The sequence below is a fragment of the Nocardia pseudovaccinii genome (genome assembly GCF_050942345.1).
GTDB classification, from domain to species: domain Bacteria; phylum Actinomycetota; class Actinomycetes; order Mycobacteriales; family Mycobacteriaceae; genus Nocardia; species Nocardia pseudovaccinii.
The window spans coordinates 2,623,400-2,648,773 of sequence record NZ_CP192074.1 but is presented as its reverse complement, the minus strand read 5'-3'; the positions used below and the strand labels follow the sequence as shown (position 1 = coordinate 2,648,773).

The 25,374-nt window shown below is 66.4% G+C and carries 23 protein-coding genes and 2 tRNA genes; 10 read left to right on the top strand and 15 right to left on the bottom strand.

The window, feature by feature from the left end; translation table 11 throughout:
- Window positions 1-13 precede the first annotated feature (13 nt).
- Both recG and ACQPZ2_RS12020 read right to left on the bottom strand, forming a co-directional pair.
- Window positions 14-2,287 (bottom strand): ATP-dependent DNA helicase RecG, encoded by a 2,274-nt coding sequence (gene recG, locus ACQPZ2_RS12025; RefSeq protein WP_433525607.1) that lies wholly within the window; start codon window positions 2,285-2,287, stop codon window positions 14-16.
- Between the two features lie 4 nt (window positions 2,288-2,291).
- Window positions 2,292-4,835, bottom strand: a complete 2,544-nt coding sequence (locus ACQPZ2_RS12020) for a DAK2 domain-containing protein (protein WP_433525606.1) — start codon at window positions 4,833-4,835, stop codon at window positions 2,292-2,294.
- Window positions 4,836-5,169: 334 nt separating this feature from the next.
- Between ACQPZ2_RS12020 and rpmB the strand changes: the two genes are divergently transcribed.
- From rpmB to ACQPZ2_RS12005, 3 genes are all read left to right on the top strand, one after another.
- Window positions 5,170-5,361: a 50S ribosomal protein L28 gene (rpmB, locus tag ACQPZ2_RS12015; RefSeq protein WP_011210730.1), complete on the top strand. Its 192-nt coding sequence runs from the start codon at window positions 5,170-5,172 to the stop codon at window positions 5,359-5,361.
- A 102-nt stretch (window positions 5,362-5,463) separates the two neighbouring features.
- The gene (locus tag ACQPZ2_RS12010) at window positions 5,464-5,955 is read left to right on the top strand and encodes an N-acetyltransferase family protein (RefSeq protein WP_433525605.1); all 492 of its coding nucleotides are present in this window, start codon (window positions 5,464-5,466) and stop codon (window positions 5,953-5,955) included.
- A 39-nt stretch (window positions 5,956-5,994) separates the two neighbouring features.
- On the top strand, window positions 5,995-6,777 hold the full coding sequence (locus ACQPZ2_RS12005) for an enoyl-CoA hydratase/isomerase family protein (protein ID WP_433525604.1): 783 nt from the start codon (window positions 5,995-5,997) through the stop codon (window positions 6,775-6,777).
- On the opposite strand, the gene ACQPZ2_RS12000 is transcribed toward ACQPZ2_RS12005, so the two are convergent.
- The 4 genes from ACQPZ2_RS12000 to ACQPZ2_RS11985 are packed head-to-tail and all read right to left on the bottom strand — an operon-like array spanning window position 6,778 to window position 9,715.
- Window positions 6,778-7,641, bottom strand: a complete 864-nt coding sequence (locus ACQPZ2_RS12000) for an alpha/beta fold hydrolase (protein WP_433525603.1) — start codon at window positions 7,639-7,641, stop codon at window positions 6,778-6,780. It lies immediately after the preceding gene.
- A 57-nt stretch (window positions 7,642-7,698) separates the two neighbouring features.
- Window positions 7,699-7,965 carry a hypothetical protein gene (locus ACQPZ2_RS11995; RefSeq protein WP_040693471.1) on the bottom strand — a complete coding sequence of 89 codons (267 nt, stop codon included), beginning with the start codon at window positions 7,963-7,965 and terminating at the stop codon, window positions 7,699-7,701.
- 44 nt (window positions 7,966-8,009) lie between these two features.
- A complete protein-coding gene (locus tag ACQPZ2_RS11990; RefSeq protein ID WP_433525602.1) occupies window positions 8,010-8,693 on the bottom strand; it encodes a uracil-DNA glycosylase in 684 nt (227 codons plus the stop codon).
- Between the two features lie 11 nt (window positions 8,694-8,704).
- Window positions 8,705-9,715 carry a thiamine-phosphate kinase gene (locus tag ACQPZ2_RS11985; RefSeq protein WP_433525601.1) on the bottom strand — a complete coding sequence of 337 codons (1,011 nt, stop codon included), beginning with the start codon at window positions 9,713-9,715 and terminating at the stop codon, window positions 8,705-8,707.
- Between the two features lie 173 nt (window positions 9,716-9,888).
- Here ACQPZ2_RS11985 and ACQPZ2_RS11980 point away from each other — a divergent pair, with 173 nt between their 5' ends.
- Entirely contained in the window at window positions 9,889-10,872 is a 984-nt protein-coding gene (locus tag ACQPZ2_RS11980) for a DUF3515 family protein (protein ID WP_433527398.1), read from the top strand.
- Window positions 10,873-10,950: 78 nt separating this feature from the next.
- Here the strand turns inward: ACQPZ2_RS11980 and ACQPZ2_RS11975 are convergent, their stop codons facing one another.
- Complete coding sequence (locus ACQPZ2_RS11975; protein ID WP_063042894.1) at window positions 10,951-12,048, bottom strand: D-alanine--D-alanine ligase family protein; 1,098 nt, start codon at window positions 12,046-12,048, stop codon at window positions 10,951-10,953.
- A 66-nt stretch (window positions 12,049-12,114) separates the two neighbouring features.
- Complete coding sequence (locus tag ACQPZ2_RS11970) at window positions 12,115-13,110, bottom strand: NAD(P)H-dependent glycerol-3-phosphate dehydrogenase (protein WP_063042895.1); 996 nt, start codon at window positions 13,108-13,110, stop codon at window positions 12,115-12,117.
- Between the two features lie 43 nt (window positions 13,111-13,153).
- Between ACQPZ2_RS11970 and cofC the strand changes: the two genes are divergently transcribed.
- The 3 genes from cofC (at window position 13,154) to ACQPZ2_RS11955 (ending at window position 17,218) form a co-directional block, all read left to right on the top strand.
- Window positions 13,154-13,852, top strand: a complete 699-nt coding sequence (gene cofC, locus ACQPZ2_RS11965; RefSeq protein WP_433525600.1) for a 2-phospho-L-lactate guanylyltransferase — start codon at window positions 13,154-13,156, stop codon at window positions 13,850-13,852.
- A gap of 161 nt (window positions 13,853-14,013) precedes the next feature.
- On the top strand, window positions 14,014-16,173 hold the full coding sequence (locus ACQPZ2_RS11960; protein WP_433525599.1) for an RNA degradosome polyphosphate kinase: 2,160 nt from the start codon (window positions 14,014-14,016) through the stop codon (window positions 16,171-16,173).
- Window positions 16,174-16,273: 100 nt separating this feature from the next.
- Window positions 16,274-17,218, top strand: a complete 945-nt coding sequence (locus ACQPZ2_RS11955) for an NUDIX hydrolase (RefSeq protein WP_433527397.1) — start codon at window positions 16,274-16,276, stop codon at window positions 17,216-17,218.
- A gap of 183 nt (window positions 17,219-17,401) precedes the next feature.
- On the opposite strand, the gene ACQPZ2_RS11950 is transcribed toward ACQPZ2_RS11955, so the two are convergent.
- From ACQPZ2_RS11950 to leuC, 3 genes are all read right to left on the bottom strand, one after another.
- Window positions 17,402-18,052 (bottom strand): HU family DNA-binding protein, encoded by a 651-nt coding sequence (locus ACQPZ2_RS11950; protein WP_433525598.1) that lies wholly within the window; start codon window positions 18,050-18,052, stop codon window positions 17,402-17,404.
- Between the two features lie 156 nt (window positions 18,053-18,208).
- On the bottom strand, window positions 18,209-18,817 hold the full coding sequence (gene leuD, locus ACQPZ2_RS11945; RefSeq protein ID WP_063042925.1) for a 3-isopropylmalate dehydratase small subunit: 609 nt from the start codon (window positions 18,815-18,817) through the stop codon (window positions 18,209-18,211).
- A 188-nt stretch (window positions 18,818-19,005) separates the two neighbouring features.
- A complete protein-coding gene (gene leuC / locus ACQPZ2_RS11940; RefSeq protein ID WP_433525597.1) occupies window positions 19,006-20,427 on the bottom strand; it encodes a 3-isopropylmalate dehydratase large subunit in 1,422 nt (473 codons plus the stop codon).
- A 150-nt stretch (window positions 20,428-20,577) separates the two neighbouring features.
- Between leuC and ACQPZ2_RS11935 the strand changes: the two genes are divergently transcribed.
- The 3 genes from ACQPZ2_RS11935 to ACQPZ2_RS11925 all read left to right on the top strand — a co-directional run bounded on the left by ACQPZ2_RS11935 (window position 20,578) and on the right by ACQPZ2_RS11925 (window position 22,141).
- Window positions 20,578-21,279: an IclR family transcriptional regulator gene (locus ACQPZ2_RS11935; protein ID WP_433525596.1), complete on the top strand. Its 702-nt coding sequence runs from the start codon at window positions 20,578-20,580 to the stop codon at window positions 21,277-21,279.
- Between the two features lie 35 nt (window positions 21,280-21,314).
- Window positions 21,315-21,815, top strand: a complete 501-nt coding sequence (locus ACQPZ2_RS11930; protein ID WP_433525595.1) for a pyridoxamine 5'-phosphate oxidase family protein — start codon at window positions 21,315-21,317, stop codon at window positions 21,813-21,815.
- A gap of 131 nt (window positions 21,816-21,946) precedes the next feature.
- A complete protein-coding gene (locus ACQPZ2_RS11925) occupies window positions 21,947-22,141 on the top strand; it encodes a DUF5302 domain-containing protein (RefSeq protein WP_433525594.1) in 195 nt (64 codons plus the stop codon).
- Window positions 22,142-22,575: 434 nt separating this feature from the next.
- On the opposite strand, the gene ACQPZ2_RS11920 is transcribed toward ACQPZ2_RS11925, so the two are convergent.
- The 4 genes from ACQPZ2_RS11920 to ACQPZ2_RS11905 form a co-directional block, all read right to left on the bottom strand.
- Window positions 22,576-22,648 (bottom strand) — tRNA-Glu (locus ACQPZ2_RS11920).
- 154 nt (window positions 22,649-22,802) lie between these two features.
- Window positions 22,803-22,874, bottom strand: a tRNA-Gln gene (locus tag ACQPZ2_RS11915).
- A gap of 133 nt (window positions 22,875-23,007) precedes the next feature.
- Window positions 23,008-24,480 (bottom strand): glutamate--tRNA ligase, encoded by a 1,473-nt coding sequence (gene gltX / locus ACQPZ2_RS11910; protein WP_433525593.1) that lies wholly within the window; start codon window positions 24,478-24,480, stop codon window positions 23,008-23,010.
- Window positions 24,481-24,493: 13 nt separating this feature from the next.
- Window positions 24,494-25,267: a fumarylacetoacetate hydrolase family protein gene (locus ACQPZ2_RS11905; protein ID WP_433525592.1), complete on the bottom strand. Its 774-nt coding sequence runs from the start codon at window positions 25,265-25,267 to the stop codon at window positions 24,494-24,496.
- Between the last annotated feature and the right edge of the window lie 107 nt (window positions 25,268-25,374).

Below are 25,374 nucleotides of genomic sequence, written 5' to 3'. Positions count from 1 at the left end.
AGCGCATTCTCGATCAGGACTTCGCGAGGTATTCGAGGCGTTCGGCGTCTACGGCGGCGTGCATCATGGTGGCCAGGCCTGGGTGGTGGTGTAGGCCCGGATCGGATTCGACCAGTTGGCGGGCGAGGTCTTGGGCTGCGGTGATGACTTCGAGGTCGTCGAGTAGGGAGAGCAGGCGCAGGGAGCGGGCGGTGCCGGATTGGGCGGCGCCGAGGACGTCGCCTTCGCGGCGTTGGCGCAGGTCGAGGACGGCGAGTTCGAAGCCGTCCGTAGTGGCGGCGACGGCGTCGAGGCGGGCCATGGCGGTGCCGGTCGGGCCCGCGTCGGTGATGAGCAGGCACAGGCCGGGGTGTTTGCCGCGGCCGATGCGGCCGCGCAACTGATGCAGCTGGCTGACACCGAAGCGGTCCGCGTCCACGATGACCATGACGGTCGCATTCGGCACGTCGACGCCGACCTCCACGACCGTGGTGCAGACGAGCACATCGATATCGCCATCGTTGAATGCACGCATCACCTGGTCTTTTTCATCGGTCGGGAGCCTGCCGTGCAGCAGGCCGACCCGGACGCTCGCGAGCGGACCGGTGCGCAGCATGTCGAAGACCTCGAGGGCGGCGGCCGTGGTCGGGCCTTCCTTCTCCTCTGCCTTACCCGGCTTCTTGCCGCTGCGGCTCTTGCCGTTCTCCTCGTCGTCACCGATGCGCGAGCACACCACATAGGCCTGCCGACCGGCGCCGACCTCCTCGAGGATGCGCTCCCAGGCCCGATCGACCCAGTTCGGATGCTGTTTGCGCGGCACCACCTTCGACACGATCGGCGAACGGCCGCGCGGCAGCTGGGTGAGGGTCGAGGTCTCGAGATCACCGAGGGTGGTCATGGCGATGGTCCGGGGAATCGGGGTCGCGGTCATGACGAGCAGATGCGGACTGGTGCCGGACTTCGCCTTGGCGCGCAACGCATCCCGCTGTTCGACACCGAACCGATGTTGTTCGTCGACGATCACCATGCCGAGATCGAAGAACTCCACCGCGTCCTGGATGAGCGCGTGCGTGCCGATCACGATGCCCGCCTCGCCGGTGACCGCATCGAGTAGCGCGGCCTTCTTCGCCGACGCCGACATCGAGCCGGTCACCAGCACAACCTTGGTCGCGTTGTCGGCGGCGCCGAGTTCACCGGCGGTTCCGAGATCGCCCAGCATGGCACGCAGCGACCGATAGTGTTGGGCAGCAAGGACTTCCGTGGGCGCGAGCAACGCGCACTGCTGACCGGCGTCGACCACCTGCAGCATGGCGTGCAGTGCGACGATGGTCTTGCCCGAACCCACCTCCCCCTGCAGTAGCCGGTGCATCGGATGACTGCGCGCGAGATCGTCGGAGATCTCCGCGATCACCTGCTGCTGCCCCTCGGTCAGTTCGAAGGGCAGGCGGGTATCGAAAGCCGCTGCGATACCGTCGGATCGGGGCGGACACGGCCGGGCCGTTCGCGCCTCCGCGTCGTGTCGCCGCTCGGCGAGGACCAGTTGCAGGGCCAGCGCCTCGTCGAAACGCAAACGCTCCCGGGCCTGTTCGATATCGGACTTGTGTTCGGGCAGGTGGATCAGGCGCAGCGCGTCGGAGATCTTCATCAGCGCGCGGTCGTCGCGCAGCGCGCTCGGCAGCGGATCGTCGATCGGGTCGAGCTGGTCGAGTACCTGCCGGACGCAGGCGAGCAGATCCCAGCTCTGCACTTTCGCGGTCGCCGGGTATACCGGGATGTACTCCCGTTCGAAGAACGAGACATCCACTCCCCCTTTACCTTTCGCGCTCTGCGCCAATCCGCGCAAGGCGCCCCCGCCGCGCACCGAGGTGAGGTTCTCGATCGAATCCTCTTCCTTCTCGGGCAGGATCAGATAGTCGGGATGTGAGAGGTTCCAGCGGTCCGGGCGCCACCAGTGCACGGTGCCCGACATCATGGCCCGGACTCCTTCGCGGACAAGGTAACTCACCTTGTCTCCGTTGAAGAAGGTGATATCGATCGGGGCGACCGAACCGGTGTCGAGGGCCACCTTGAGCAGTCGCCCCCTGCGGTTCTTCATCGGGCGCAGTTCGGTTTTGGTCACCCGGCCGATGACGGTGATGTGCGCGCCCTCTTCCGGCTGCTCCTGGGTGAGCGGTTGGCCCTGGGTGGCGTAGCGCAATGGGTAGTGCCGCAACAGATCCTCGACGGTGTGCATGTCGAAGGCATCGGCGAGCGGCTCGGCCGCCTTCACGCCGAGCAGGTGGTCCAGCCGATCGCTGAGTGTCGCCATATCCCTATTCCACCCCTATCTGCACCAGATCCGCTTGCTGCCCACCGGAATACACACTCACCTCGACGCCGGGGAAGCCGTTCGCGATATGCGCGGCCAGTTCGTCCGCGAGTTCGTCGGGGGCCGCCACACCCATCAGCAGGGTGACCAGCTCACCACCGAAGGCGAGCATCCGGTCGAGCAGGGTCCTGCCAGCGGTCGGCACATCCCGGTCGATCACCACGACATCGTGACCGACCAGCCCCAGCCCATCACCGGCCTCGCAGGTGCCGACCATGGTGAGCGCCCGTTCTGTCGCGGCACGCAATGATCCCCAGCGGGTCGCGGCCGCCGCTTCCGACATGGCGAACGCGTCGTCCACCGCGATCCGGCCGCAATCGTGCACCGCCAGCGCCGCCAACCCTTGCACCATGGACCCGCTCGGCAACAACAAGACGTCCCGATGCGCGTCACGAGCCGCAACACCGACCGCAACCAACTCGTGCGCGGGCAGCGCACCATTCGGCAGCACCAACACCTCCCGATTCGGCAGCCGCCGAATCGCCGCAAGCAGCGCCGCACTGGTCACCGGCCCGTCCCCACCGAGCACCACCGCGCCCCCGGCCTCGAACAGCGCTGCGGCGCCATCCCCCGATGCGACGGCCAGGACAGCGCGGTCTGCGGGACCGTCGTGATCGGGACCGATGGGCGCGGTTGTGCCGGATCCGATGGTCGTGCCGAGAGCCTCAGCACGCGCGGGTGTATCAGTGCGACCAACGCCTCCAAGCTGCACGGCGGCATCAGCGCGACCCGCAGCATCGGCGGCGACCCCATCAAGGCGACCAGCACCAATACGCGTAGTCGCGGCAACACGACCCGGCTGCGCGACGGCATCGGCCTGACCCACAACGTCGGCGGCGACCCCATCAGAGCGACCAGCACCAATACGCGTGGTCGTGGCAGCGCACCCGGGCTGCACGAGGGCATCAGCGCGACCCGCAGGGGCTACATCGCGGTGCCCAGCATCATCAGTACGTGCGGGCGCGATCGCGCGTTCGGCGCCACCAGGCTGCGCTGCGACACCGGTGCGATCCGCGGCATCGGCGGGGGCTGCGTCACGGCGCCCGACAACCTCGGCGCGGTCGGCAAAGTCGGCGTGCGGGAATCTGCCCGAGTGCGCGGCCGCGTCGTAGTGCGCGGGTATCGGGCGGGCGGTGACGGTGAAGCTTTCGATGCGGATGGCGCTCAGGGTGCCGGTGGCGATTCCTGCTTCTACGGCGGCGCCCGCGTCGGCGCAGTGGACGTGCGCGGACCAGGAGCCCGCGCCGTCGCCGACGACCACCACTGAGTCGCCGAGGTCGGCGAGGCGATCGCGGAGGCGGGCGATTCGTCGGTCGTCGGTGTCGGAGAGGAGGTACATCACCTCGAAGTGGGGTTCGGCACTGTTCAGAGGTTCGGCACAGGTGCCGCGCGGTTCGGTGTCGGTTCGCGGTGCGGAATCGGCATGCGCAGGGACGGTGGCGCGATCGACACGCGACTCGAATGCGAATTCGCCGCGCGCGTACTCCGGTCGATCGGGTGTCCGGCCGAGGGTGACCGCGACCAGACTGTCGAGCAGCACGACCAACCCGCGCGCGCCCGCATCGACAACACCCGCCTCGCGCAGCACGCCGAGCTGGGCAGGCGTATCGCCGAGCGCCTCGGCAGCACCGTCGGCCGCCGCCACCGCCACCTCGGCCAGGGCTGATCCCGGAGAGGCCGCGGCACATTCCGCTGCCCGCTCCAGGACGGTCAGGATCGTCCCCTCGACGGGCACACTCAACGATTCCCGAACCAGCGCCGATGCCGTTGCCAGCGCGTCACGCAACGTCTGGCCCGTCAGCGGACCCCCGCGCGCCGCCTCGGCGATCCCCCGCAACACCTGCGACAAGATGATCCCGGAATTCCCACGGGCCCCGAGCGTCGCCCCGCGCGCCATCGCCGCGGCCACATCGTGCGTCGAGAGCGCGTCCGGTTCGAGATACCCGTCCACGGTTCCACCCGACGGCGCTGCGCTGAAGCCATTCCGCGAGCTGCCCCGCCCGGCAAGATCAAGCGAGTCGGGGCGATCAAGGCCATTCCGGGCGATAACCCGATCCGTGAACTCCCCGGGCGACTCCGCCGCGGGTTGCGACACCGCGACCCCGCTGTCCGCTCCGGCGTCCGATATCGCCCCATTCCCGACCGCCCCGGCATCCGCAGCAAAACCACCGACCGCCTCGGCATCCACTGCATGACCGTCGGCCGCGAAACCGTCCGATTGCTCGGACCCGCGCGCCGAGATCACCGCGGCATCCGCGGCCTGCATGGCCGCTCGCATGGTGGCGAGCATGTTCGTACCCGTGTCGGCGTCGGCGATGGGGAAGACGTTGAGGGCGTTGATCTCCTCGCGGCGCTGTCGCAGGCCTTCGAGGCAGATGCGGCCCCAGCGCAGCAGGGCCGTGCCGTTCAGTTCATTCGGACCGGCAACGGCAGGCAGACCCGCGTCAGGGCCGTCGCCCATCATGTCCCGCACTCCGGGCACCGCCACCTCTCTCCGCGATCGTTCACACCGCCGTGCCACCCGCACCCAAGCGACTGCTGGCAGATCGCTCGAAAGGTTCTGCCACCGTTGGCCAGGTTAGCTGGCGATACCGACAGTCGATCGGCGACACCGATCCACTACCATCGGGTGTGCCCACGGGTCGTCGGTTCATGACCCGGTTTGGTGGATCAGGGCGCCGCCAGCTACCCTTGCAGGGTTGCCTAGCGCGGCCGAGAGGGTTCGCGCTGGCCGACATCAGTCGGCAGGGCATTAAGACATTGTTTCCGGACATGCTGCCGACGTGCGGCGGTCCCCACATGACATGAAGGAGTTCGCGACTATGGCTGCCGTCTGCGACGTCTGCGCCAAGGGCCCCGGCTTCGGGAAGTCGGTCTCGCACTCGCACCGGCGTACCAACCGTCGTTGGAACCCGAACATCCAGACCGTGCGCGCACAGGTCGCGCCGGGCAACACCCGCCGCATGAACGTGTGCACCTCCTGCCTGAAGGCGGGCAAGGTCGTTCGCGGCTGATTTTCCAGAGACCGACATACGCCCCGACGCCACCAGGCGGTCGGGGCGTAGTCATCTGCGGACCCTGGTCATCGGCGATCGCCCTCGGCAACGATGGTTTCTATGACCCAGCCCGCCTGGCGCATAGCCCCGCTCACCGCCGAATACGTCCACGGCCTCGCCGAATGCCATATCGTCTGCTGGCGTGAGGCCTATCGCGGCCTGGTCCCCGACCACATCCTGGATGCGTTCGAGGTCGACCGCCGCGCGGAGCAATGGGAACGCGTCCGGGTCCGCAACCCGGGCAGCGCCTATGTCGCCCTCGTCGACGACGAGGTGATCGGCTTCTCGTGTGCGAGCGCGTCACGCGACGAATCACCGGTCACCCCAACCGAACTCAATGCCCTCTACGTCCGCGCCGCCTGGTACGGCACCGGCGTCGCCCACGACCTCATCCGCGCCGCCGTCCGACCCGACATTCCGTGCTCTCTCTGGGTCTTCGAGAAGAACCCACGCGCCCAGGCCTTTTACCGCAAACACGGCTTCGAACTCGACGGCACCAGCCGCATCGAGGCCTTCACCCCCGCCATCGAAGTCCGCATGGTCCGCCTCTGACCGGAAGACGGCTCGGGGCGGGGAGCTAATGTGCTGGTCATGACTTCCACGCAGACCGAGTACGTCACCGTCGTCGACGGCGTACTACAGATCACCATCTCGACCGCCGCGAACGGCACTTCCCTGGACTTCGCAGGCGTCAACGCGGGCACCGAGGCATTGCGGTCGGCCGACCGCGAGATCGGAGCCGTCCTGCTGACGGGCGCCGGGCCGAACTTCTCCGCGGGTGGCAATGTGCGTGGTTTCGCGGCGGCCGAGGATCGGGCCGGTCATATCTACGGCCTCGCCACGGATCTGCACGAATTCGTGCGCGCGCTCGACGAGACCATCGTGCCCGTCGTCGCCGGGGTGCAGGGGTGGGCCGCCGGTGCCGGGATGAGCCTGGTGTGCGCGGCGGATATCGCGATCGGCGGCCCGAGCACCAAGCTGCGCCCGGCGTATCCGGGCATCGCGTTGAGCCCGGACGGCGGCATGTCGTGGACGCTGCCGCGGATCGTCGGCGCCGGACGCGCCCGCGAAATCCTGCTCACCGACGCGATTCTCGACGCCGAAACGGCGGTGCGACTCGGCATCCTGAGTCGGCTCGTCGATGACGAGCAGGTGCGGGCCGAGGCACTGGATGTGGCCCGAACCCTCTCCACCGGACCGCGATCCGCCTACGCGAGCATCAAATCGCTACTGGCACGGTCGAATTCGTCGACGCTGAGCGACCAGCTCGACTACGAGCGCGATGCCATCAGCGCCGCGGCGAACAGCCCGGCCGGACGTGAGGGCGTGGATGCCTTCGTCGAGAAGCGCAAGCCCGACTACCGGAACCGGTAGCTAACCACGCACCTGGAGCACGAATTTCGCGACCGCGTCGGTGAACGAATCGTTGTCGTCACCGGCTGCGGTATGCGCCGCGCCGCCGATCTCGACCAACTGCGCATGCGGCACCAGTGCCTGGAATTCGGCGGCGCCTTCCGGCGTCACCACATCGGATTGCATGCCGCGCACCAGCAGCACGGGAATGGTGAGGGCGCGCGCGGCGGCCTCGAGCTGCTGCACCATCTCGCTCGGATCCTCGACGCGGTGGGTGAGCATATCCGGATCCCAATGCCAGTACCAGCGGCCGTCGCGCTGGCGCAGATTGCGCAGCAGGCCGTCGGTGTTCTTGGGCCGTGGCCGGTGCGGCATATATTCCGCGACCGCGTCGGCGACCTGCTCGAGGCTGTCGAAGCCGTCGCGATGCTTGCCGAGGAAGTCGATCACCCGCGCGACACCGGCGGGTTCGGGACGGGTGACGATGTCGACGAGCACCAGGGCGGTGATCGGCGCGCCGCCCGGATCCGCGGTAGTCAGCAGGCCGGTCATCCCGCCCATGCTCGCGCCGACCACGACCGCGGGGGTGGCCAGCTGTTCGAGGACCGCGACCAGGTCGGCGACCATCGTGGCGCGCCGGTAATCGGCGTTCGGCGACCATTCGCTGTCGCCGTGGCCGCGCGCGTCCAGCGTGACGACCCGCATCCCGGCGGCGGCCAGCTTCGCACCGGTCTGCTTCCACGAGTGCCTGGTCTGACCACCACCGTGCAGAAACAGGACGAGCGGGCCGTCCGCCGGGCCGAACTGGTCGGCGGCCAGCTCGATCCCATCCGAACCGCGCAGCCGCAGCCGGATCGGATCGAGAAGGTTGTTCGCATTACTCACGATCCGAGGATCGCACAGTTACCGCTGGGGCTCGTGCGAGCCCCGGTCAATGAGACCTCAGCAGTCCCACTTGCCCTGCGCGCTGATGGTGTTCTGCAGCAGGCACGCGACCTTGGCATTCACCGAGGACGAGATGGTCGAGGAGCCATTGGAGGTGAATTCCTCGCCGACCGGAGCGGCGGTCTTCGGCGCGGAGGTCTCCGTGGCGGGCTCGAGCGGCAACCCGGCCGCATTCGCCGCCGCACTGCCGCCGGCCAGGGCCGCGCACAGGGCCAGCGTGGCGGTGGTGCCGCGCAGTGCGCCGCGAACGGTCTTGTTCTGCATGTAATTGTGCTCCTCTACTGTGTTTTAACCTCGACGCCCGAGATCTAGGGCAGGCGCCAGTCAACAGGCTCGGCACCCAATTCGTCGAGTAGTTCATTCACTCGTGAGAAGGGTCGCGAACCAAAAAAGCCGCGCGAGGCCGACAGTGGTGACGGGTGCACGGATTCGATATAGGGCACCTCGGCCGCGGCCAGCTGCGGTTTCAGTGTCTGCGCGTCCCGACCCCACAGGATCGCGACCAGCGGTTCGTCCCTGGCCACCAGCGCACGAATCGCCTGATCGGTCACCGCCTCCCAGCCTTTGCCGCGGTGCGAGGCGGGCTGTCCCGGCGAAACCGTCAGTACTCGGTTCAGCAGCAGTACGCCCTGATCCGACCACGGGCTCAGGTCGCCATTGGACGGAGTCTCGTGGCCGAGGTCTTTACTGTATTCGGCGAAGATATTGGCGAGGCTGCGCGGCACCGGCGAAACATCCGGGGCGACAGAGAAACTCAGGCCCATCGGATGTCCGGGCGTCGGATACGGATCCTGGCCGACGATGAGCACGCGCACCGCGTCGAACGGGCGTTGGAAGGCGCGCAGCACATTCTCACCGGCAGGTAGATATCCGCGGCCCGCCGCGTTCTCCGCGCGCAGGAATTCGCCCATCGCCGAGATCTGTTCGGCAACCGGTTCGAGAGCCTTCGCCCAACCCGGATCCATGATTTCCATCAGTGGTTTCGCGCCCATGACCGCACAACCTATCGTGGCTCGGGCTCGGATGCCGAGTCCACCCCGCTGAACGATTCCCAGCCCCCACTGCCCGGATGCCGCACACCGTCGACGGTGATGCCGTGACCTGCCAGCACCCGTCCGATCGGCACCCAGCCGGGCGGCAAATCCCGGTGCGCGGGCCACGTTCCGACGAACGCGTGATCCTCGCCGCCGGTCAGAATCCATTGGGCCGCATCGGTATCCAGACGCCGCGCGATCGTCGCCAGAGCCGGATCACGCAATGTCTTCGATTGGATATCGATGGCGACGCCGGACGCCTCGGCGATATGGCCCAGATCCGCGAGCAATCCGTCCGAAATGTCGGTTAGCGCGGTGGGTATCGCGGGCAATTCGGAGTTGTCCACTTCGGCAGCGGAATCGGCGACAACAGCGAGCACAGCCGAATAGGGCGGCTGTGGGACCCGATGGGCCGCAAGCACTTCGGCGAAGAGTTCGTCTGCCGGATCGAATCCGGCGGTCAGCACGGCCAACCCGGCTGCGGACCAGCCCAGGCGACCAACCACCGCGACCGTATCCCCCACGCGTGCACCGGCTCTGGTGATCGGCGCGCGGCCGTCCAGATCGCCGAAAGCGGTTACCGAGATGACCAGCTGCGGGCTGCGCACCACATCGCCGCCCGCGATGGAACCGCCCGCGCGGCGCGCCTCGGCCCACATCCCGTCGGTGAGCCCATCCACCAGCTCGAGCGGCGTATCGGCCGGACAGCCGAACGCCACCACGAATGCGGTCGGCACCGCACCCATAGCGACCACGTCGGCGGCATTCTGCGCGATGGCCTTGCGCCCGACATCGCGCGGACCAGACCAGTCGAGCCGGAAATGTCGATCCTGGATCAACATGTCGGTGGTGACCACGAAACGGCCGTCCGGCGCGGCCACCAGGGCGGCGTCGTCACCGGGGCCGAGCAGCACGCCTGGCGCCTGCACCCGCCCCGAGTTGATCCGCTCGATCAGCGCGAACTCCCCCAGCTCACGCACTGTCTTCGGCCGTGTGCTGTCGCTGATGACCTGGCCCCTTCCCGGCGTCGTGCTGGCTGAAATCGCCCCGAGGGTACCCTTTCCAAGGCAATCGAGTACTACCAGGCCGGAGCGCGGCATCCATCTCCCAGGTGACCGGGCCCCGCCAGCGCGAACAGGAAGGACCGGTGAGCATGGCGGCGGATTCGTCGGACCGCGATTCGTCGGAGGCGGAGTCGTCCAAGACCGAGCTGTCGAAAGGGACGGCCGATTCCGCGGCGGACAGCGCTACGGCGCAACCCACGTCCACCGTCGATCACAGCGGAGCCGAGAGCCCATCCCCAGCGGCCCATGCCGAGCCCGAGCCAGCCTCCGCCGGTGCCGAACCCGCCGAGCCCGAACCAGCCTCAACCGGTGCCGCCGAAGCCGAGACCACTGGCTCCCCAACAGCTTCAAACGGTGCCGCCGACACCGAAACCGCGGACTCCGTAGCAGCCTCAACCGTTACCGACGACGCTGAGCCCGCCACAGCTTCAACCGATGCCGCTAACGCCGAGCCCGCCGACACCGCAACCGCGGCCGCCGGTACCGAACCCGTAACCCCCGACAGCACCGAACCCGCCGACGAGCCCGCGACCGAATCCAGCGGCTATCCGCCCGCGCTGATCGCGACCGCGGTCGCACTCCCGGTCGTGCTGGTAGTCGCCGTTCTGGTCGCCGCGGTCCTTGCCCTACGCGCACCGACCGAACGCGAACCGCTGGTTCTCGGTCCGGTTCCCGCACCCGCGGCAGATGGTCCGGCGTGCGCCGCGCTGCTGCCCGCATTGCCGGTCGATCTCGGCGACTACTCCAAATCCACGCTGGTGGAACCGGCTCCCCCCGCGACTCGCGCCTGGCAGCGTAAGGACGGCGGCGACGCCATTGTGCTGCGCTGCGGTTTGGAGCGACCGTTGGAGTTCAACCGCGCCTCCCCGCTGCAGATCGTCAATGGCGTGCAATGGTTCGAGGTCCGCGATGCGGCCGCCAAGGCGAGCACCTGGTTCGCCGTCGACCGCGCGACCTATATCGCGCTGACCGTCCCCGACGGATCCGGACCGACTCCGCTACAAGGAGTTTCGGACACGATCACGGCCAACATACCGGCCCAGCCGATCGATCCCGGCCCGCTGCCGAACTGACGTTCACCCCCCGCGTCGTTGCGCCGCGCCCTGTGTACGTGCGATGCCGCGGGTCCAGCCCAAAAGGTCGAGCATCGCTCACCGCAATCCGGTACCCCGGGCGAGCGCCGTTTCGATCAGCGTGGAAACCAGTGCCCGGTAGTCGATTCCGGTCGCCTCCCACATCCGCGGATACATCGAGATCGAGGTGAAGCCGGGCATCGTATTGATCTCATTGATCACCGGCCCCTCGGCTGTGACGAAGAAGTCCACCCGCGCCAACCCTTGGCAGTCGAGCGCTTTGAATGCCCGCACCGCGAGTTCCCTGACGCTGTCGGATACTTCGTCGTCCAGTTTCGCCGGAACATCGAATTCGCAGACATCGTCGAGGTATTTGGTGTCGAAGTCGTAGAACTCCGGCGCCGCGGCATCGGCGTCGGGCATCCGGATCTCGGCGACCACACTGGCCTCGACCCGCCCGTCCGGAAATTCCAGCACGCCGCATTCGACTTCCCGCCCGACAATGCCCGCCTCCACGATCACCTTCGGATCGTGTTCGCGCGCCGTCGCGATCGCCGCGTCCAACTCGCGCCAATCGGTGACCTTGGTGATGCCGATCGAGGAGCCACCGCGCGCCGGTTTGACGAATACCGGCAGGCCGAGCAGCGCGCGATCATCCGCATCGAGCGTGTCGGTCCCGCGCCGCAGCACCAACTGCCGCCCGATCGGCAGCCCCTCCGCGGCGAGCAGTTTCTTGGTGAATTCCTTATCCATGCCCGCGGCGCTGGCCAGCACTCCGGGCCCGACATACGGCACCCCGGCCAATTCGAGCATGCCCTGCAGCGTGCCGTCCTCACCGAACGGACCATGCAGAATCGGGAAGACCACATCGACCGAACCGAGTGCCGCACTCGGATCATCGAGCGCGACCAACGAGCCGGACCGGCTCGGATCGGCGGCCAGCGTGAGCGCGGTGCCACTGCTGTCCACAGCGGGCAGCGCGTTGTCCTTGAATCCGAGCGACGCCACCTCCGAACCACCGAGCACCCAGGCGCCGTCGAGGGTGATGCCGATGGGCACGGCCTCGTACTTTTCCGGATCGAGGTTGCGCAGCACGCTGCCGGCCGACACACACGAGACGGCGTGCTCGTTACTGCGCCCGCCGAACACCACAGCAACCCTGATCCGGTTCGTCATGAACGGAACCGTACCCGTTATGGGTGCCGAACCAACCTCGTGCCCGTGCGGTTACAGCGTTCGCCCCTATTCCGGTTTGATCCGCCGACCCAGCAGATTGTCGACCGCCTCGCGTACCGAAACGCCCTCATGACATACCTGGTGCACCCCCGTGGTCAGCGGCATCTCGACATCGTGCGCCGCGGCCAGCGCCCGCACCGATGTGCACGACTTCACACCCTCGGCGACCTGACCATGTGTCGCCTCCTGGGCCGCCTCCATGGACCCGCCCGCCCCGAGCACATGCCCGAACGACCGGTTGCGCGACAGCGGCGAGGTACAGGTGGCGACCAGATCGCCGACTCCGGCCAGTCCGGCCAATGTGACCGGCTCCGCGCCGAGTGCGACCCCGAGCCGGATGATCTCGGCCAGCCCACGGGTGATCAGGCTGGCAATCGAATTGTCGCCCAACCCCATTCCCGAGGCGATGCCGCAGGCGAGCGCGATGACGTTCTTGCAGGCGCCACCGATCTCGCAGCCGATCACATCGGTATTGGTGTAGGGCCGGAAGTAGCCGTTCGCGCAGACCCGCTGCAGTGCGACGGCCCGCGCGGCATCGGTGCAGGCGATCACGGTGGCCGCGGGCTGCTCGGCGGCGATCTCCTTGGCCAGATTCGGACCGGACAGCACCGCGATCCGGCTCTCGTCGGCACCGGTGACTTCACCGATGACCTGACTCATCCGCAGCAGCGTACCGGTCTCGATGCCCTTGGCCAGGCTCAGCAGCGCGGCATCCGGCCCGATCGAGTCCCGCCACGTCTCGAGATTCGCGCGCAGGGATTGGGACGGAACCGCGAGCACCACGATTTCGGCGCCGTCGAGCGCCTCGGCGTGGTCGTGGGTGGCCCGCACGCTGGGTAGTTGCACATCGGGCAGATAGAACGGATTGCGATGTTCCGTGGCCAGGGCCTTGGCCACCTCGGGCCGCCTGGCCCAGATCGTGACGTCGGTTCCCGCGTCCGCCAACACCTTCGCGAACGCGGTCCCCCATGATCCCGCGCCCAGCACTGCCGCCCTCGTCATCTGCCCAATATGCCACGGAACCACTCATGGAAGGATTAGCAGCATGCGTCCGCATGCGTTGCACGCCGTGATCGCGGTCAAGAGCCTCGATCGGGCCAAGAGCCGTCTGGCCGATCGGCTGCGCCCGGAACACCGGGCCCGGCTGGTGCTCGCCATGCTCGCCGACACTGTGTCCGCCGCCGTGGCGGTTCCGCAGATCGCGTCGGTCACCGTGGTGACCCCGGATCCGGTCGTCGCCGAGCTGGCGCGCACACTCGGCGCGGTAGTGCATCCCGAACCCCGCCGCGAGGTGATCGACGCGACCGATCCGGACGGCCTGAACACCGCGCTCACCGACGCGGCCACCGCATTGCGACACCGGCACGGTCCGATCGAGCTGCTGGCCCTGCAGGCGGATCTGCCCGCCCTGCGCCCCGACGAACTCGCGGACATGCTGACCACCGCGCCGGTCGGCGTTCGTTCGGTCATCGTCGACCACGCGGGCAGCGGCACGGCCGCGTTATTGGTTCGCGATACCGTCGCCCCGCTGGACCCGCGCTTCGGTCCCGGCTCGGCGCGTCGGCACATCGAAGCGGGTGCGGTCGACCTGCACGGTGACTGGCCCGGATTGCGGCTCGACGTCGATACCGCCGACGATCTGGACCGCGCCGTCGAGCTCGGCGCGGGCGATTCGACAGGTGCTGTGCTGCACGACATCGGCTGGCCGATTCACGTTCACGAGCGGGTACGCCGGGTGTGCTAGCCGGTCGCCACATGAGGCGTGATACGCACGGCAATGATGGTGTCGGGCTGCACACGGCCCGGTTGGTAGGGGATGATCGTTGACGTGAGTGAGCGAAGCAAGCTATTCCGGAACCAGCGTGCGTCGCGCATGTCGGTGCCGCGTGCCAGCGAGGCGCGGGCATGAGCGATATCGAAACCGTCAAGCAACAGGTGCTGCCGACCACACTGCCCGCCGCGACACCACCGGCCGAGGACGGCCACGCCCAGCGGTTGCCACGTGATCGCTACCTGAACCGCGAACTCAGTTGGCTCGACTTCAACACCCGAGTTCTCGCACTTGCCGAGGACGCATCGCTGCCATTGTTGGAGCGCGCGAAATTCCTTGCGATCTTCGCCTCCAATCTGGACGAGTTCTATATGGTCCGCGTCGCAGGTCTCAAACGCCGTGCGGAGACCGGACTTTCGGTGCGTTCGGCCGACGGCCGTTCGCCCACCGAACAATTGGAGCTGATCGCGGCGCGCGCCCAGGAGATCGCCGACCGGCACGCGCGCGTCTTCCTCGACTCGGTATTGCCTTCACTGACCGCCGAGGGCATTGCCGTCATCGACTGGTCCGATCTGGATGACGATGAGCGCCAGCGCCTCTCGGCCTACTTCCAGGATCAGGTTTTTCCGGTACTCACCCCGCTCGCGGTGGATCCGGCGCACCCGTTCCCCTATATCAGCGGCCTGAGTCTCAACCTCGCGGTGACGGTGAAGGATGCCTCCACCGGCGGCGAGCATTTCGCCCGCGTCAAGGTGCCCGATAACGTCGATCGCTTCGTGCGAGTGCGGCGCACCGATTCCGGGACCCCGGTCGCGGCCTTCCTGCCGATGGAGGCATTGATCGCCGCGCACCTCGATCTGCTGTTCCCGGGTATGAAGGTCGTCGAACACCACTCGTTCCGGATCACCCGCAATGCCGATTTCGAGGTCGACGAGGATCGCGACGAGGATCTGCTGCAGGCATTGGAGCGGGAACTCGCTCGCCGCCGCTTCGGGTCGCCGGTCCGACTAGAGGTCTCCGACGACATGACCGAGCACATGCTCGATCTGCTGCTGCGCGAGCTCGAGGTCGATCCCGGCGATGTGATCCAGGTGCCCGGCCTGCTGGACTTGTCCTGCCTGTGGCAGGTGTACGGCGTGGACCGGCCCAATCTCAAGGACGCGCCGTATGTGCCCGCGACGCCGCCCGCGTTCGGCGAGCGGGAAACCCCGCGCAATGTCTTCCAGGCGCTGCGCGAGGGCGATGTGCTGGTGCACCACCCCTACGACTCGTTCTCCACCAGCGTGCAGCGTTTCATCGAACAGGCCGCCGCCGACCCGCAGGTGCTCGCGATCAAACAGACCCTGTACCGAACCTCCGGTGACTCCCCGATCGTGAACGCGCTCATCGACGCGGCCGAGGCGGGTAAACAGGTCGTCGCGCTGGTCGAGATCAAGGCCCGCTTCGACGAACAGGCCAATATCAAATGGGCCCGGGCGCTGGAACAGGCGGGCGTGCATGTGGTCTACGGCCTCATCGGCCTCAAGACGCACTGCAAGACCTGCCTGGTAGTGCGTCGCGAGGGTTCGACCATCCGCCGCTACTGCCATATCGGCACCGGCAACTACAACCCGAAGACCGCACGCCTCTACGAGGATGTCGGGTTGCTCACCGCCGCACCGGAAATCGGCGCAGATCTGACCGATCTGTTCAATTCGCTGACCGGTTACTCGCGAAAGGCCAACTACCGCAACCTGCTTGTCGCACCGCAGGGTGTGCGCGCCGGAATCATCGAGCGGATCCAGCGCGAGATCGAACTGGCGCGCCAAGGCGTCCCGGCGCGAATCCGGATAAAGGCCAATGCAATTGTCGACGAGCAAGTCATCGACGCGCTCTACCGAGCTTCTCAGGCCGGTATACCGGTGCAGATCGTGGTGCGTGGCATCTGCGGTCTGCGACCCGGTGTCGAGGGGATGAGCGAGAACATCGAGGTGCGCTCGATTCTCGGTCGCTTCCTGGAACATTCGCGGATCATGCACTTCCAGGCCCAGGACCAATACTGGATCGGCAGCGCCGACATGATGCACCGGAATCTGGACCGGCGCGTGGAAGTCATGGCACAGGTGAAGGATCCGAAGCTGTGCGAGCAGCTGGGCTCGGTCTTCGACTCGGCGCTGTATCCGACGACGCGCTGCTGGGTACTCCAAGCCGACGGCAGCTGGCAGGCCTCACCCGACGGCGCCGATAGCAACGGCGTCGAGGTACGTGACCACCAGCAATTCATGATGCGAGTACGGAGACCGGATCAGCCGTGAACGAGCGGCAGCGAGTGAACCTTCAACACAGCGCGCAATCGCGCACGACGAAGCCGAGCACCTTCGAGGCGCAGTCGTGAGTGGTACGACGGGATACGAGATGGACGGCGGGCCGTTCTGGGATCCTCGGGTAACAGCCAACATTCACGCCGCAGGTGCGGTGTTGTGGCGTAGAACGTCCGCTGAATCCGGCGCCATCGAGATCGCCGTGGTGCACCGCCCCAAGTATCAGGATTGGTCGCTGCCGAAAGGCAAACTCGATCCGGGCGAGACACCGGTGCTCGCCGCCGTGCGCGAGGTCGGCGAGGAAACCGGCCTCGACTGCCGGCTCGGCCGCTACCTCGGGCACGTCACGTATCCGATTCCCGGACATCGGAAACTCAAGCGGGTGGACTATTGGGCCGCCGAGGTTTCCGGCGGTGAATTCAGCGCCAATTCCGAGGTCGATGCGCTGTCCTGGTACACCTTGGACCGGGTGATGGACCAATTGTCGTATCCGATGGACCGCCAGGTGATGCGCGCCTTCAACCGCCTGCCCGCCGCCACCAGCACGCTGGTTGTGGTGCGGCACGCCAAGGCTGGCAGCAGGAACCGATTCGACGGCCCGGACGACCAGCGCCCACTGGAGCGAGCCGGTCGGGCCCAAGCCGATGCGTTGGTCCCGAATCTGCTGGCATTCGGTGCGTCCGAGATCTTTTCGGCCGATCCACTGCGCTGTGTCCAGACGATGGAACCACTTGCGGAGAAACTCGGCACGACCATCGGCATCGAACCGGATTTCTCCGAAACCGCTTATGCCGCAGCGCCGGACAAGGCTCGACAACGCGCCCTATCACTCGTGTCGGATCGTGCGGTGCGCGTTCTTTGCAGTCAGGGCAAGGTAATTCCCGATCTGCTGCAGTGGTGGGCCGAACGGGACGGCATCACACTGCCGTCGGCGCGCAACCGCAAGGGCAGTGTGTGGGTGCTGTCGTTCGTCTCGGGTCGACTGGTCGCCGCCGACCACCTCGACCGGTCACTCTCCGACGCCATCGTCAAGCCCTGACGCCGCAGACGAGTCCTCACGCAGCGAAGGGACCACAACCGTCACACGGTCGCTTCTCGACACCAGATCCCGACGCAGACAGCCGAAACGGCCCCGAGGCGAACCTCGGGGCCGTTTCGAGTCGGTTTGCCGGTGATTCCGCCTAGCGGAGCCGAATCACCCGGCGGCAGTGCACCTTCAGCGTCAGCGCGCGCGACGTGCCGGAGCCTTCTTGGCCGCGGACTTCTTCGCGGGCGCCTTCTTCGCGACCGTCTTCTTGGCGGCGGTGGTGGTCTTCTTGGCCGCCGTCGTCGCCTTCTTGGCCGCAGTCGTCGTCTTCTTGGCGACGGTCTTCTTTGCGGGTGCCTTCTTGGCCGCCGTCTTGGTGGCAGTTGCCTTGCGCGCCGTTGTCTTTGCCGGGGCCTTCTTGGCCGCCGTCTTCTTCGCGGGCGCCTTGGTGGCGGTCGTCTTCTTGGCGGCGGCCTTCTTGGCCGCCGTCTTCTTCGCGGCCGCCTTCTTGGCTGCCACCGGTGCATTCGCGCCGCGCTTTACCGCAGGGCCGCTCGCGGTCAGCTTCTGCTTACCCGCAATGACGGCTTTGAACTGCGCGCCCGGACGGAACGCCGGCACCGAAGTGGGCTTCACCTTCACGGTTTCGCCGGTACGCGGGTTCCGCGCGACACGAGCCGCACGCTTACGCTGTTCGAACACACCGAATCCGGTGATTGTGACGCTCTGACCCTTGTGCACCGCACGCACGATGGTGTCGACCACATGCTCGACTGCCGCGGTGGCCGTGCGCCTGTCCGTACCCAACTTTTCGGTCAGAACGTCGATCAGTTCCGCCTTGTTCATTGAATCCTCCGCAGACTAATGGCCCGTCGTCGGACCGACTAGGTACCACGGTAAACCCACTTTGGGCAAGAGTCTATGTGCCACGCCAAAATTCATGTGGTTTAGCACACGTCCAGCTACCGCCCCAAGGCGAACTCAGCTATCGCTACCGGGTGATTACGCCTGCGAAATATGCGCCGGAAGGGTTGTGGGTTTCCAACTTGGCCTTGCCTTTTCGAACTCGCCGATGACGTCACTACGCCGGAGTGTCAGCCCGATGTCGTCCAATCCTTCGAGCAGACGCCACCGTGTGTAGTCATCAATATCGAACGGCAACACGACGGTTCCAGCCGTCACCGTGCGCGCCTCGAGGTCTACTACCAATTCGAGACCCGGCTGTTCCTCGAGCAACTTCCAGAGCATTTCGACATCGTTCTGTGACATCTGCGCGGCCAACAGTCCGCCCTTGCCCGCATTGCCGCGGAAGATGTCGGCGAAGCGTGACGAGATGACGACGCGAAAGCCGTAGTCCGACAGCGCCCATACCGCGTGTTCGCGCGAGGATCCGGTACCGAAGTCCGGACCGGCCACCAGCACACTGCCCCGGTTAAAGGGTTCGGTGTTCAGAATGAAGTCCGGATCCGATCGCCATGCTGCGAACAGTCCGTCCTCGAATCCCGTTCGCGTCACCCGCTTCAGGTACACGGCCGGAATGATCTGATCGGTGTCGACATTGGATCGGCGCAGCGGCACTCCGATCCCCTTGTGCACGGTGAAGGCTTCCATTTGCTGATTCTCCTGGGTCATTAGACGATTTGGGCTGATCGTTTCGAGCGACCTGCAAGCAGTCGCTACGGCAGTCGTTTCGAGCGACCTGCAAGCACTCGCTACGGCAGTCGTTTCGAGCGACCTGCAAGCAGTCGCTAGCGGGCGGAACACGAATCGGCGTGGACACAACGGCGTCCGCGCGCCGATCAGTCCAGATCCGCAGGCGAGGACAGGGTGCCGCGGACCGCCGTTGCGGCCGCTACGAGGGGGGAAACCAGGTGTGTACGGCCACCTTTGCCCTGCCGACCCTCGAAGTTACGGTTCGAAGTCGAAGCACAGCGCTGACCCGGCGCGAGCTGATCGGGATTCATTCCCAGGCACATCGAGCAGCCCGCCTGACGCCATTCGGCGCCCGCCGCGGTGAAAATCTCGCCCAGTCCTTCTTTTTCCGCCTGGGCGCGCACCCGCATAGATCCCGGTACAACCAGCATTCGCACCCCGTCGGCGACGCGGCGTCCCTTCAAAATCCCGGCCACCGCACGCAAATCCTCGATGCGCCCGTTGGTGCACGAACCGACGAATACGGCGTCGACCGATACATCACGAAGTGGAGTACCCGGCTCCAAATCCATGTATCGCAACGCTTTCTCCGCGGACTCGCGTGCCGTCTCGTCGGTAATCCGCGCGGGATCGGGCACCTGTTCGCCCAGTGGCGCACCCTGTCCGGGGTTGGTACCCCAGGTGACGAACGGGCTCAGTGCGGCGGCGTCGATGTGCACCTCGGCATCGAAACCGGCGCCCTCATCGGTCTTCAGCGCCTCCCAGGCGGCCACTGCGGCATCCCAGTCGGCTCCCTGCGGCGCGTGCGGGCGGCCTTTGAGGAATTCATAGGTGGTTTCGTCAGGAGCGATCATGCCGGCCCGCGCGCCCGCCTCGATCGACATGTTGCAGATCGTCATTCGCGCCTCCATCGACATGGCGCGAATGGCTTCGCCGCGATACTCGAGCACATAGCCCTGACCACCGCCGGTACCGATCTGGGCGATGACGGCCAGAATCAGGTCCTTACTCGTGACACCGGGCGGCAATTGGCCGTCCACGGTGATCGCCATGGTCTTGAACGGGCGCAGCGAGAGCGTCTGCGTGGCAAGGACGTGCTCGACCTCACTGGTGCCGATGCCCATGGCCAGCGCGCCGAACGCGCCGTGGGTGGAGGTGTGGCTATCGCCGCACACCACCGTCATCCCCGGCTGGGTCAAACCCAATTGCGGCCCGACGACGTGCACGATGCCCTGATCCAGGTCCCCCATCGGATGCAGGCGCACACCGAATTCCGTGCAATTGTGGCGCAGCGTCTCGACCTGGGTGCGCGAAACAGGGTCGGCGATCGGCTTATCGATATCGATCGTCGGGACGTTGTGGTCCTCGGTCGCGATGGTGAGATCGGGACGGCGCACCGGACGGCCCGCGGCGCGGAGTCCGTCGAAGGCCTGCGGGCTGGTCACCTCGTGTACGAGGTGCAGATCGATGTAGATCAGATCGGGCTCCCGCGAGGCGCCCTCGCCCGCTCCGCGGGCGACGACATGCTGCTCCCACACCTTCTCGGCCAGTGTGCGGCGCTCGGCCATTCTCGATCACCTTTCCGACGAGCAACCGAGGTACGCGATCCGGGCTGAGGCGCGCTCACGGCTGCACAAGTTTTTTGGCTGTTCCGACGCGTCCGGAGCGAGCAGACCCTTAAGTGGCTTTCTCAGTATCCGAGACGCTAATATCGTTCCATGAGACAGCATAGCGGTATCGGCGTCCTCGACAAAGCGGTGTCAGTGTTATATGCCGTCGCGGAGCACCCATGCGGTCTCAACGAACTGTGCACCCGCACCGGACTGCCGCGGGCCACCGCCCATCGCCTGGCCGTCGGGCTCGAGGTGCACCGGCTGCTCGCCCGCGACAACAACGGTCTGTGGCGGCCCGGACCGGCGCTCGCCGAACTCGCCGCCGGGGCCACCGATCCACTGCACGAGGCCGCCGCGGCCATTCTCCCGCGCTTGCGCGAGATCACCGGCGAGAGCGTCCAGATCTACTGCAGAGACGGCAATGCGCGGGTCTGCATCGCCGCCCTGGAACCGCCCGTCGGCCTGCGCGACACCGTGCCGATCGGGGCGCGCCTGCCGCTCACCGCCGGTTCGGCGGCCAAGGTGCTGGTCGCCTGGGCGGATTCGGAACTGCAGCGCATCATCCTGGCCGATGCGGTATTCGGTGAGCGGGCGCTGGCCGAGGTCCGCAAGCGCGGCTGGGCCCAGAGCGCCGCTGAGCGGGCCAGCGGTGTGGCCAGCGTCTCCGCACCCGTGCGCGACGCCGCGGGCCACGTCATCGCGGCGGTCTCGGTGTCGGGCCCGATCGATCGCATGGGCCGCAGACCGGGCGCCCGCTGGGCGGCCGACCTGGTCGCCGCCGCGGAAGCACTCCACAAGAGGCTGTAACACGTTCTAGTTTCGAACCTCTAAAGTTGGTGCGCATGGGAGTGAACCAACGGGCGCAGATCGTCATGTCCGACGCCGAGATTTCCGAATTCCTGCAGCGCAGCCGCATCGCGACGCTGGCCACCATCGGCCCGAACGGTGCGCCGCACCTGACCGCGATGTGGTACGCGCTCATCGACGGCGAGATCTGGTTCGAGACCAAGGCCAAGTCGCAAAAGGCAGTCAACCTGGGCCGCGACCCCCGCGTGACCTGCATGGTCGAGGCAGGCCAGACCTACGACCAGTTGCGCGGCGTCTCGATCGAAGGCCACGCCGAGATCATCGATGATCCGGACAAGCTCTTCGCCGTCGGCGAGAGCGTCTGGGAGCGCTACACCGGCCCCTACAGCGAAGAAGTCCGCCCGCTCGTCGAGCAGATGCTCAACAAGCGCATAGCGGTCCGCGTAGTCCCGGATCGCCTCCGCAGCTGGGACCACCGCAAACTCGGCCTCCCCCAACTCCCCCTCGGCGGCACCACCGCCCAGCCCCTCGACTGATCGCGCCACGCGGGCAAAATCCGACTGACACGCCGGGTGCGGCACAGTAGCGTCAACCCTGATCGACCCGAATCGGCAGCGCGGCGACGCCCGATTGGCGCGCCACCCGGCCGCGACGACGAGGAGCAGACATGGCGGAAGCAGACAGTTCCAACGGCAAGGCGGCACCGAGCACCGAAGACGTCAAACGCAAGTTCAAGGAAGCCCTGGAGCGCAAGAACCAGCACCACGCCAAGTCGAACGACCACCTCGACGGCCGCTCCAAGGCAACCTCCCCCCACAGCAACGCCAGCCACAAGCGAGAGTTCCGCCGCAAGAGCGGATAGGCCCACCGCCAAGGCCCTCCAGCGAACCGCTGGAGGGCCTTTTGGTACCCCGAAACTCGCCACCGACTCGGCCACCTCCGGTAATCCGGCCACCCGGGTGACGGGTGCACGCTGCATGGGGCATCGACCGCATGCCCGCACCCGCACCACGGCAGCGCCTGCCAGATCCCCAGCGCGGCCCGCACACCGCTTCGCGCGAGTGCGAATGGCCAAACAGTGACATGCCACGACAAAGCGCCCAGCACCACCAAGGAAACAGCGCACCCATGCCCAACGGCACCCCGACCTGCTGTTCCGGGGCAAAGCCCCCGGCCGGACTCGGGGGTCCGGGGGCGAAGCCCTCCGGGTGGGGGTGTGGGGGTTTCACCCCCGCAAGACAATGCGAAGCAGAAAAAGGCCCATGCTCTCCATGAGCATGGGCCTTCCATTCTGCGTAGCCCCGACGGGATTCGAACCCGCGCTACCGCCTTGAGAGGGCGGCGTCCTAGGCCGCTAGACGACGGGGCCAGGACTCGATCTCCCACATTTCAGCGGGTGACCTTTCCGGTTGATCTTTCGATCAGTGGAAGCTCGGTTAGCTTAGCCGACCGAAGCTCGGCGACCAAATCGCCGGATGCTGAACAACTTTCGGTCGCGCGCCGAGAGAAGAACAACATTTCCGCTGGGGTACCAGGACTCGAACCTAGAATGGCTGAACCAGAATCAGCTGTGTTGCCAATTACACCATACCCCAATGACCAGGACGTTCGACCTCGTGTCCGGCTGACCCGAGGCCCTGTTCCGAGCCGAGAAGTAGAGTACCAAACCGCATACGGTCTACTACAAATCGGCTGGTCAACGCCCTGTTTTTCGGTCAAAGGCGGATTTCAGGCCGGTGCCGTCCAGTCCCGCGCCGAGCGCAGCCGAGCCAGGCTCGTCTCGCGGCCGAGCAGCTCCAGCGATTCGTACAGCGGCGGGCTGATATGCGAACCCGTCACTGCCACTCGCACTGGTGCGAACGCCTTACGCGGTTTGAGCCCCAGATCATCGATGAGCGCGGTTTTGAGCGCATCCTCGATAGCGGGAGTGGTCCAGGCCGTCAGCGGCTCCAGCGCGGCAATGGCGGCGTCCAATACCGAGGTGGCTTCGGAACCGAGGTTCTTCGCCCCCGCCGCCGGATCAATCGCGAACTCTTCCGCGGGCGCGAACAAGAAACGCAGCAGATCCCACGCATCGGACAACACCACGATCCGGGTTTGCACAAGTTCGGCGGCCGCGGCGAACAACTTGTCGTCGATGTCGGCACCGATCTCGCCGTGTTCGGTGAGGAACTCACGCAAGCGGTGCGTGAAATCACCCGGCTCCAGCAATCGGATGTGTTCGGCGTTGAGCGCGTCCGCCTTCTTCTGATCGAAACGGGCCGGATTCGAATTCACTTTCGAGATATCGAACGCCGCCACCATCTCGGCCATCGAGAAAACATCGCGATCATCCGCGATGCCCCAGCCGAGTAGCGCCAGGTAATTCAGCAAACCCTCCGGGATGAATCCCCTATCCCGATGGACGAACAGATTCGACTCCGGATCGCGCTTGGACAACTTCTTGTTGCCCTGCCCCATCACGAACGGCAGATGACCGAACTCCGGAGTGAACTCCGCGACACCGATCCGGCGCATAGCCGCATAGAGCGCGATTTGGCGCGGAGTGGACGAGAGAATGTCCTCACCGCGCAACACATGGGTGATCTTCATCAATGCGTCGTCGACCGGGTTAACCAGCGTATAGAGCGGATCGCCATTACCGCGTGTGAGTGCGAAATCGGGCACGGTACCCGCTTTGAAGGTGGTTTCACCGCGCACGAGATCGTGCCAGGTGATGTCTTCGTCGGGCATTCGGAGCCGGATTACCGCCGGGCGTCCGGCGGCCCGATGGGCTTCGATCTCCTCGGGGGTGAGATCGCGGTCGTAGTTGTCGTAGCCGAGTTTCGGATCGCGGCCCGCGGCCCGATGACGCTCCTCGACTTCCTCGGCCGTGGAGAAGGATTCGTACGCTTCACCGGCCGCCAGCAAATTCCGCACGACTTCCATATGCAACTCGCGTCGCTGCGATTGCCGATAGGGCGCATAGGGCCCGCCGACCTCCGGCCCCTCGTCCCAGGTGAGGCCGAGCCAGCGCAGCGCGTCCAGGATCGCACCGTATGATTCTTCGGAATCGCGTGCGGCATCGGTATCTTCGATGCGGAAGACGAACTTGCCGCCGGTGTGGCGAGCGTACGCCCAATTGAACAGCGCCGTCCGGACCAGGCCGACATGCGGCGTTCCGGTCGGTGACGGGCAGAAGCGGACCCGTACTTCAGTCATGGCTCTCTTTCGACTAGCGCTTGGCGGCAACAGGATTGGTGAGGGTTCCGATGCCCTCGACGGTCACGGAGACGTTCTGCCCGGCCCGCAGCGGGCCGACGCCCTCCGGGGTACCGGTGAGCAGCACATCGCCGGGCAGCAGCGTCATCACCGTGGTCACCCATTCGATGAACTTCGGAATATCGTGCAGCAGAAGCGAAGTGCGGCTGCGCTGGCGGACCTCGCCGTCGACTTGGGTGACGATCTCCAGATCCGAAGGGTCGAGCGAGGTTTCGATCCACGGGCCGAGCGGGCAGAAAGTGTCGTAGCCCTTGCCCCGGGTCCACTGGCCGTCGTGTTTCTGCTGATCGCGCGCGGTCACATCGTTGGCGACGGTGTAACCGAGCACCACGTCGAGTGCGCGGGCGGCGGGCACGTCCTTGCACGGACGGCCGATGACGATCGCGAGCTCGCCCTCGTAGTCGACCTGGGATGAGCTGGGCGGCAATACGATCGACGCGTTCGGGCCGATGATCGAGGTGCTCGGCTTCATGAAGATCACCGGATCCGCCGGTGCGACCCCGCCCATTTCGGCCGCGTGCGCGGCGTAGTTCTTACCGATGCAGACCACCTTGCTGGCCAGAATCGGCGCGAGCAGGCGCACATCGGCCAGCGGCCAACTCCGCCCGGTGAATGTCGGAGTACCGAACGGATGTTCCGCGATCTCCTTGGCGACGCTCTCGCTCCCCTCCCCTTCGATGCTGACGAAAGCGACTCCATCGGGACTGGCGATTCGACCTAGACGCATGCACCGCAGTCTATCGACCGCCCTCGACCTGCTCGAACGCGCCCGACCGAGCGGTCCGGAACCGCGCGCGGCGACGGGTTCGACGGCTCGCGATGTGAGCAGTTCGA